The following is an 8,849-nucleotide window of genomic DNA, read 5'->3' on the forward strand; positions in this document are numbered from 1 at the left end:
GCAGGTGGAGTCCTGCGGCGTAGTTTTCGGGTGTCTTGTCGTAGCGGGTGGCCAGACCCCGCCATTCTTTGATCTTGTTGATGCCGCGCTCCACGGTGTTGCGGTCTTTGTAGAGCGTGGCGTCGTGGCTGACCGGGCGGCCTCCTGCGCTGCCGCGCTTCTTACGGTTGGCCTTCTGGTCGGCCTTCTCCGGGATCACCGCCTGGATCTTCCGTGTGCGCAGGTGGGCGCGGTTGGCGCGGGAGGAGTACGCCTTGTCTCCGGCGACCGCGTCCGGCCGGGTCCTGGGGCGGCCGACCGACCCCCGCACCTTGATCTTCTTCAGGACCGGGAGGAAACGCGGACTGTCCGCGGACTGCCCGGGGGTGAGGATGATGGACAGTGGGCGGCAGCGCCGGTCGGTCGCGAGGTGCACCTTGCTGGTCAGCCCGCCCCGGGAGCGGCCCCGTTCGGCGGCCTTCAGCCGGGCCTTGCGGCGTCGGTGTACCGCGCGGCGCCGGGCCCGTTCGGTTTCCTCCGCGTCCTCGGGCGCCTCGGTCACAGGGTCGTTTTGTTCGGTTTCCGAAGCCCCTTTTCCTCCGTCAGGGCCTTCTCCACGTCCTCCAGGAGATCCGGATCGACCACCATGCCCGCCGCGTGGTGATGCGCGCGGGCGACGGTGGAGTCCACGCTGACCAGGCTGAGGTCGACGTCGCCGCGTGCCGCCGCCTCGACGATCATCGTGTCCATGAGGGTCTGGAAGACCCCGTCCCGCGCCCACGCACGGAACCGGTCGTAGATCGTCGACCAGGAGCCGTAGCGGTTCGGCACGTCCCGCCAGGGGCTGGCGGTACGGAACCTCCACATCACCGCGTTGAAGTAGCCGCGCAGGTCAGGGATCGGCCCGGACGCCCCCAGCGGGAGGTGCGGCTCGATCAACTCCCACTCGCCGTCGGTCAGGTCGCCACGGGTCATACAACCGTGCTACCAGCCGGAGCATCCGAACGCGAAAGACGATCATCCCGTCTGTGATCCGGACTCGGAACAGGCCCTAATCGGCCCGCGGACTCAGCAATCCGAGGTGGCCCCACCCGGACTCCCGCCCGCGGCGTCACCAGGGCGGCCCGAAGGGCCGGGCCGTGGCGCCGGCGTATCCCCGGGACATCGCCCGCCCGCGACCTTCGCGGTCGGGTAGCTTGGCGCACACGTGGTAAGGCGTCGGTCTCGTGGTTGACTGCCAGCACATCAGGTTCTCCCGGGCTGGTCAGCCGGTCGGACCATGATCCCCCGCGACGGGCGCCCGTCGGACACTTCTCTGAACGCGTCAAAATGGTCCCAGCGGGCTCTGTGAAGGCTGATGCGCGCCGTTATGCGGTCCCGTCGCAGGCATGGCTCGCCGGCTGGCGCACCACACCGTGGGCAGTCCACTGCGTTCATCACGTCAGCGCGATCAACGGAAGGATCACCGTTACGGACGCCACCGCCGGCCGGTTTTGCTTCTACGGGTTCCGGGCCACCGGCATTGCGGAGCCACACGGCTCGCAGAAACGGGGCGTCCGCGGGTTCGGGCCCGGCGGGGCAGACATCGAAGTGGGTGATTCGACAGGAATCGGTAGGCAGGGCGCTGCGGAGATTCACCGCCGTTCCGTCGCCGGCGACTCGCCACCGCCTCCCGCTCGGAACCTTACCTATGGGATAGTCACCCGGTTCCAAGATGATCCATCGTCCGTTGACGGTCCGATGCCAACTACCAGCGGCTCCGCAATCGCGACAGGTCGTAGGGCTGCCCGCGCGTACGTCGACATTCAGTCCCTCATCGAGTTGCTCGACGAGCTCGTTGATGGCCGGCGGCAGCGGCTCGCGCTCCGGAAAGGTCGTTACCGCGTTCCAACACGTGTTACATGCCAGAGTGCGGAGCGGAACGGGACGCTCGACGGCGTCGGGTCGGCGCTCGCCACAGACCTCACATAGCGGATCGATCATGATTCTTACCGTAACATGCGCGTAATGACGACCTGTCGGCGCGCGGGGGTACCCGCCAGCGCGGCCAGCCGATGACATTCGGCGCCCCGACCCTCGGAAGAGGCGTCACCCGCCGCTGCATAGTAATAGACGCTCACCAGTAAAGCTCCTTCATGAGAGTCGGGATGTCCGGCTACCGGCGTGGCCGCGCCTCGGGATCGGGTTCTTCAGCTTCGCCGGGCCTGGCGGCAGGGCACGGGATGCGGCGGCGGTGAGCGCGTCGAGAAGCCGCGGCAGCCCGTCGGTGCCGGAGATGTCCACGGCCATGTCGGCGAGGTCGTCGACCAGGAGCAGCGCCAGGGCGGGCTCAGCGGTGTTGGTCACCAGGCTCCAGCCGTCGCCGCCCGCGCGCACGAGTCGGCCGCCACCAGCAGCCTGTCTGGCGCGGACCGAGCCTGGGGGCGGGTGGGCCGCAGCGGCGAGCAGCCAGACCTCGCGTAGCGCACGCACCACAGCGGGATGGTCCGGGGCCGGGGCGCGGGGCAGCAGGTCAACGAACCGCACCGACGGTTCCAGATCGGTGTCGCCCCAGTTGAGCCGGTCGAACTCGATGTCGTAGGGGTCACGGGTGTCGGCGAGGTCGATGGCGAGCCAGTCCGCGGCCCGGCGCCGGATTGCTTTCGCCCAGCTGGTCCTCGACGGCGCGGTGAGCACCGGGCCGGCGTCGGGCGGGTCGTGGGGTTCGGGGCGGTCCGCAAGACTGATGGCGTATTCGACGGGCCAGCCGGGACAGGTCGCGACCACCGTGGCGATCTCGACGATGACATCCGCCTCGTCGCCCATCGCCCAGATCGACAACGCGGCGGTGACACTGTCGACATCGGTCGAGATCTGGGTCCAGTAGGCCCCGCTGGCGTCCTGGCCGAGCAGCAGCGCGTAGCCCTCGGAGCTGGTCTCCAAACCAAGTGCGGCGCAGGCGGCCGGGTAGTCGTCGCCGAGTTCGCCGGGGAACTCCTCCGCCGTGCACAACAACGCGGTCACGACGGCGAACCCGGCCGGTTCCGGGCTTCCGGTCACGGCATGGCCCCCGCCTTGTTCTGCAACAGCTTCAGATCACCTTCGCACAGCATCCGACACGCGATCAGATGCTCTGGACTCCACTCTCGCCGCATACCGACCACTCCACCAGGACGATCACCGAATACTTGCACGACAGGTTGCAGATCCGTCACGCAGAGAGGAGCCACTTCCTCAAAGCCGCAAAAAGATACTTGGCGTTATCATCTCACTACGAGAAGTGCGGTTCGGTGATTGTGGATCAGCTGTCTGCTGGTGTCAGGACTCGTTCAAGGAACGCGTCGTAGCTCTCGGCGTCGAGCGTGCCGTCCAGGGACAGCGCGGTGCGGATCGATTCCTCGCTGACAGGGCGGGGGATGCCGCGTCGTTCGGCTTCGCCGATCACCGAGGCGATGGTGGCGGCGGCGAGGGTGGGGCGGTGGCGGATGAGCCAGTCGAGCATCCCGGCGATCGGGCGGTTGATCCCGTAGAAGGTGGGCTTGTATATGTCGACGCGGCTGGCGGCGCTGGCGTCGAGTTCTCGGCCGGTCGTGAACTCGTCGAGGATCGCGTAGCGGATCGTGATCGACAGGTCGGCCATGGGGACCAGACGCTCGCCGGTGAGGTCGGCCGCGACAGACCAGCCGAGGTCCTCGGCGATGTCACGCACGGCCGCCTCGCTACGCCAGCGCAGTGCCCAGCGCCGGCGCCGGTTCGGGTTCTCCCACAGGCCCGACATGAATATCCGGACGTAGCGGTTCCAGACATCGATGATCCCCGGGGGCTGCGTCGCGTCACCCCGGGTCGCCTGGATGGTCTCCCTCACGCCGTCGTCCGAGCGGCGCCGCCGCTCGGCCCAGTCCTCGGCGACCGGTCGCGACCACACACTGCGCCCGCCCACGCTGGCCTGGGGCAGCGGGACGTCGCCCTCGCCGCGGGCAAGGTAGGCGCGCAGCGTCGATGCGGCGATCCCGCCGATCGCGGCGAGTTCAGCCTGGCTGACCAGCTGATCGCCGGTGAGCTCCGGCGCGGCGACGCGGACCACGCACTCCGCCAACGGCCGGGCACCGTCGCTGCGGTACCCGGCCCAGCAGGCGAGTTCGTTCAGCCACGGGGCAACGAGCCGGGCCGGATCAACGCGGCCGGTGTCCGCGTCGACGTCCGCCACGGAAAACACCTGCCCGCGGACAGCGTCCCCGCCACCGGCGAGTAGATCGGCCGCACTGACGGTCGTGGCCCCGGGCACCGAGCGGCGCACGTAGGTCTCACCCGCCGCGTCCCACACCTGCGCCGGCCGGTACCAGCCGTCACCGTCCCACCAGTAGCCGCCAGCGCGGTACAGCAGAGCCGGCCCCCAGTAGGTCATGTGCACGAAGGAGGCGTCGTCGTCCCGGTAGAGCACCACCGACCGCCCATGGTCAGGATGCCAGCGCACGAACCAGCACAGATCATGACGGCCCGGGTCGGTCGTGAACGCCACCCACCCGCCCTCACGAACCCGGTCCTGGCGACCCCACGTCTTACCACCCGGATGACGACCCACCGCCGAGATCCCCTTCGGGTCGTCCACAGGGATGTGTGCGTCGTCGACGAACGGCAAATCCGGGATCGGGTGATCCGTCCGCAGGCCGTTCGCCACCGCGTGATAGCGATACATCTCCACTGCTGCACACTCCCGCCCGTAGCGCTGCTTTATCTACAGCGTAGACGATGGAGATGCACAGCAAGTTCCCCACTTGTCGGGGTCCATGCGGGATTCCTGAGTGTCAGAACCGCAGCGACGATCGACCTATGCGGGGTGCCGGCCGCCAGGGGTGGGGTGGTGTCGAGGTTTTCGTGCAGGGGGGCGAAGCGGACTTCGCGGAGCGCAGGTCGCTCAGGCGATCAGGTTCTTCGGGGAGTGGAGCCCCGGTCGGAGGCGGGGACAAGGAGTGTGTCGCCGGAGTGCACGAAGTCCAGGCAGGCGGCGAACTATGGCCGGTCGGCATGATGATCACGACCATGACCAGCGGCTTCAAGCCCACCGAACTCCTCCTCACCGACCCGGCGGTGCTCACCCACATCCGCATTGACTACGCGCGGGTCTCAACCCCGGACTAAAACCCCGACCACCAGATCGACCCGCTGCTACGCGCCGACGTCGCCGAACGCGACATCCACGTCAATCGCGTTTCGTTTACCCCACTGGAACCCCAATGTGATCAACTGGCACAGTTGGTGCGGTGAGTGACCCTTGGGCGGCTGTCGGACTCAGCAGGGACATGGTGGTCGACGGCGCGTTGGCGCACTGGCAGGAGTTCCGGCGTGGGGTATCAGCGAAGAAGGGGAACCACCGGTTCCAGCAGTGGCTGTTCGGCGAACTCGCAGAGCACAGCACCGAGCACGACCATACGTTTGGTCTGTTCGAGATCGCGATCGGCGTTGCGGGGCATGGCCTGATCGACGACGCGTTCCTGGTGCTCGGCTGGCTCGCCGAGCGCTACGCCGGTCACCAAAACCCCGACCTCGCATGGCGGGTGATCATGGGCCTCACCGACGACTGTGTTTACCTCGCGTCCGACAGCCCGAAACACAACTCCGTCGCGCAGCGGATCCTGCGGGAGGTTGTCGATCGCGCAGGCACGAGCACATCGCTCGAGGTCGAGCGGGCGACGTGCCGCGCACTGGTGCAGATCGCGATGCTGCGAAGCATCGCTGGCACGCCATGGGACACGCGCAGAGCCCATATTGCCGAAGTATGGACCGAGGTCGCGCGGCGCTGGCAGGGAAGTGCGGACCCGGAGTTACGTGGCCGCGTCGCCCAAGCCCTCGTGAACTTGGCCCTGCTCGCCCTCCAGTTCGACGACGAACCCGCTGCTCGGCACGCGTTCGCCGAGATAATCTTACGGTTCGGTGATGCACCGTCCGGATTAGACGGAGACCTGGACCGCTGGGTGACGGTCGCGTGCTACGCCAACCGCGTACTGGACCGAATCGCCTTCACCGAACCCGAGTTCCAGCTCGACTACCTGCGACGACAGCGCCACTGGTACCCAAAAAGCGATATGGAGGGGGTCGTCGGGCGGGCGCGTCGCGTGCACACGCGGTCGGCCGGCACCGTGCGGTCCTGGGCGTGCACAGGCCAGCCGTTCGTGCTGCTGCTGCGCAACTTCGAGATGACCGAGCGCTCCGGCGTGACAACGGCCGAGTTCATCCTGAACGAGAAGCGGGCCGATCACGTGAAAGTGATCACTTACCGAGACGCCGATTCAGTACTCGAAGATCTCGATGCCCGTGTTCCGCTCGTCCAGGTCGCCAGCACCACAGCGGGCGACCTGGAGGTCGACCCGTTCGAGATGCGCTTCGTCGTAGGCAACCGACTCTACCTACCCACCGCGACCTGGTTCCAGACAGTGTCCATGCTGATCGCCATCGCCAGCCAGATCATCGTCTGGGCCGACGAACTGACCCCGGCACTATCGAAAGAACTCGACGAACTGATCGCGCAGGGCCGTACCGACGACACCGTGATTCTGCTCGAACCCCACAAATACGACGTTGAAACGCTCGCGTACCTGCCGCGTCGCCCAGGCGAAGTACTGACCAGCGACCATCGCGCACTCGCCCCGTTCCCGAACCCAGTCGACTGCGCCACGCTCAAGGGCGGGGGCGTTGCGGACTGCCCCGAACTGGTGCGGCTCGTGCAGCGCCTCCACCAGGTCGCCCAGCAACCGGTCGGGCCTCGGCTCGCGCGCATCCTTCGGCCGGGCTGAACGATGCTGGTTAAGAGCGCCCGGCAATAGGCTCACTTCAGGCGGCGGGTGGTGGGCCGGGTGGCCCAGCGGTGGGTGGTCGTGGCCCTCCGAATCAGACTGCGGACGGTGACGAACGCGGCGGCCAGGTACAGGTAGAAGTCGACGACCGCCGCGTCCTTCTCGGTGCAGCGGCGTAGCTTGCCGTAGCCGTTCATCCACGAGTGGGTACGTTCCGACACCCATCTCTTCCCGACCTGGATCGGGGCCGGAACCCCTTGTCTGGCGATTTCGCCGACCATGCCGTGGTCGTCGAGCACTTTCCGGGATGGCTTTCCGTCAGCGGTCGCGGACTGTGCTAGAACGAAAATTCACCTGGGTCCGAGCGTGCCAACCCAGCCCGGTGTTCTTGGGACGCTGGGCTGGGTGGTGATGTTCAGGTTGTCGGAGCTGGGGTCAGACGGCTGGCGCATCCTGGGGGGTGACGGCGACCTGGAAGCCGAGCCGTTCCAGGCGTCTGACATGGCCGGCGACCTGTTTGCGGGTGTCCTTGCGTCGTTCGTGGTAGTCGGCGCCGAGGTCGCGATAGCGGGCGTCCGGGCTGTCGATCAGGTGCCAGATGGTGGTCAGGATCGACCGTGACACGGCGACGATGGCTTTCTGAGGGCCTCGGTTGGCGCGGATGCGCCGGTAGCGGGCGCCGTAGAAGGTCCGGGTCCGGGCGAGCGCGAGAACGACCTGGCCGAGGGCGCCGGCGAGGTAGCGGTTACCTTTCGCGGTCCGGCTGGGTTTGGCCCGCCCGGCGGACTGGTGGGTCTTCGGTGCGAGTCCGGCCCAGGAGGCCAGGCTGCGACAACGAGGTCGCAGTGCGCCGTGAGGCGCTGAGAACCGAAGGAGGTGCAAGGCCTTCTCGCTGGGCTGTCGCAGCAGCCTGGTAGAAGCTGAGCGCAGTCTGACCCGGGAGACGCCGGGAAGGGCGGGAGCAGCGCTGACAAAGCCGGGACGCCTCGGGACTGCCAGACGGGGCGGGTCCGGCGAGCGAGATCAGACGGTATACGAGAGGAACCAGTGGTAAAGCTCCGTAAGCGTGTCACCGGCTCAAATCTGGTGGATACGGGCCGGGATGCAGCGCGGGACCGCCCGGAATGGGTGGTTGACTCCGTAGCCGGTTTGCGATGCCGGTGGGGAGGCCATGAGGAAAGGCTGCGGCGTACTCATGGCGAGGCTGCCGGGGCAGAGCTGGATGCCAAGCTGATCGATCGGTTCGCAGTGAACACGGGAACCATCCCGCACCACTCCCGCTGCCCGGAATCCGTTCGGGTGGGTGGGATAGACGCGTCGTCCGTTGACGATACGGGATGGGGCGGAGGCCTTGTAGTAGTCCGAGCACGCGAGAGGCGTGCACATGGCGAAGAAGGCCAGCAAGTCTGCAGTCGGGGTGCTGGAATGCCAGGAGAGCGTTGGTGAATACCGACGGGCCAGACGATGCCGTACTGAAGGCGGAACGCCGGGTACTGGAGATCCAGACCAAGCTGCACCGATGGGCCAGCGACGATCCTGATCGCAGGTTCGATGATCTGTTCAATCTCGTCTGTGATCCCGCGTTCCTGCTGGTGGCGTGGGATCGGGTACCCTGTACTCCGCACGATCGTCCAGTGTGCTGATTGCGTGACTTCTTGATCCGGCGGCGTGGCGATCAACCTGGTGCGTAGTGCGTCCGGTCTGGCACGGTTCGCAGCGTGCTGGCGACCGCAGACCTCCTCTACGGGCCCCCGAGCTCGGAGAAGTTCCTCGGCTCGCTGCCCGTGATCCGTAGCCTGCTCGCGAGGATCGACCTCGTCGCGATCATCGACCGGCTGTGCCCGATCCAGGAGAACAAGGCCCGCTACACCCACGGCCAGGTCATCGCCATGCTGATCGCCAACCGGCTGACGTCCCCGACCCCGCTGATCCGGGTCGAGCAGTGGGCCCGCAGGTGGGCCGTCAAGGAAATCTTCGGGATCGAGCCCGACGCGCTCAACGACGACCGGTGCGGCCGGGCGCTCGAAGCCCTCGCCGAGCAGGCCGACGCGATCGCCGGCTCGATCGGCGCGGTCGCGGTCGCGGCGTTCGGCATCGAGA

Annotated in this window: 7 protein-coding genes and 3 pseudogenes; 4 read left to right on the forward strand and 6 right to left on the reverse strand. The window is 67.3% G+C overall.

The features are described from left to right. The 4 genes and pseudogenes from MJ797_RS23835 to MJ797_RS23845 form a co-directional block, all read right to left on the reverse strand. Positions 1-954: pseudogene (locus tag MJ797_RS23835) on the reverse strand (IS5 family transposase); the annotation flags it as partial. Positions 955-1,224: 270 nt separating this feature from the next. Then, positions 1,225-2,040 (reverse strand): DUF6083 domain-containing protein, encoded by an 816-nt coding sequence (locus MJ797_RS27635; protein WP_374582889.1) that lies wholly within the window; start codon positions 2,038-2,040, stop codon positions 1,225-1,227. A 72-nt stretch (positions 2,041-2,112) separates the two neighbouring features. After that, complete coding sequence (locus MJ797_RS23840; protein ID WP_239341458.1) at positions 2,113-3,018, reverse strand: hypothetical protein; 906 nt, start codon at positions 3,016-3,018, stop codon at positions 2,113-2,115. 241 nt (positions 3,019-3,259) lie between these two features. After that, positions 3,260-4,654: a hypothetical protein gene (locus MJ797_RS23845; protein WP_239341460.1), complete on the reverse strand. Its 1,395-nt coding sequence runs from the start codon at positions 4,652-4,654 to the stop codon at positions 3,260-3,262. A gap of 287 nt (positions 4,655-4,941) precedes the next feature. Between MJ797_RS23845 and MJ797_RS23850 the strand changes: the two genes are divergently transcribed. Both MJ797_RS23850 and MJ797_RS23855 read left to right on the forward strand, forming a co-directional pair. Continuing rightward, positions 4,942-5,097 carry a hypothetical protein gene (locus tag MJ797_RS23850; protein ID WP_239341462.1) on the forward strand — a complete coding sequence of 52 codons (156 nt, stop codon included), beginning with the start codon at positions 4,942-4,944 and terminating at the stop codon, positions 5,095-5,097. Positions 5,098-5,219: 122 nt separating this feature from the next. Next, positions 5,220-6,749 carry a hypothetical protein gene (locus MJ797_RS23855; protein ID WP_239341464.1) on the forward strand — a complete coding sequence of 510 codons (1,530 nt, stop codon included), beginning with the start codon at positions 5,220-5,222 and terminating at the stop codon, positions 6,747-6,749. 32 nt (positions 6,750-6,781) lie between these two features. Here MJ797_RS23855 and MJ797_RS23860 read toward each other — a convergent pair. Continuing rightward, positions 6,782-7,033, reverse strand: a pseudogene (locus MJ797_RS23860) (IS5/IS1182 family transposase); the annotation flags it as partial. Between the two features lie 151 nt (positions 7,034-7,184). Then, on the reverse strand, positions 7,185-7,631 hold the full coding sequence (locus tag MJ797_RS23865) for a transposase (RefSeq protein ID WP_239341466.1): 447 nt from the start codon (positions 7,629-7,631) through the stop codon (positions 7,185-7,187). Positions 7,632-8,191: 560 nt separating this feature from the next. Here MJ797_RS23865 and MJ797_RS23870 point away from each other — a divergent pair. After that, positions 8,192-8,359: pseudogene (locus MJ797_RS23870) on the forward strand (group II intron reverse transcriptase/maturase); the annotation flags it as partial. 108 nt (positions 8,360-8,467) lie between these two features. Beyond that, a partial coding sequence (locus MJ797_RS23875; RefSeq protein ID WP_239341470.1) for a DUF4277 domain-containing protein occupies positions 8,468-8,849 on the forward strand: 382 nt, incomplete at its 3' end.

Origin of the sequence: Protofrankia sp. CiP3 (genome assembly GCF_917627345.1) — a bacterium.
Classification (GTDB): domain Bacteria; phylum Actinomycetota; class Actinomycetes; order Frankiales; family Frankiaceae; genus Protofrankia.

Excerpts from the sequence above, each read along its gene's own strand:
- MJ797_RS27635 (WP_374582889.1), bottom strand. The coding sequence starts at position 2,040 with ATGTCATCGGCTGGCCGCGCTGGCGGGTACCCCCGCGCGCCGACAGGT.
- MJ797_RS23845 (WP_239341460.1), bottom strand. The coding sequence starts at position 4,654 with ATGTATCGCTATCACGCGGTGGCGAACGGCCTGCGGACGGATCACCCG.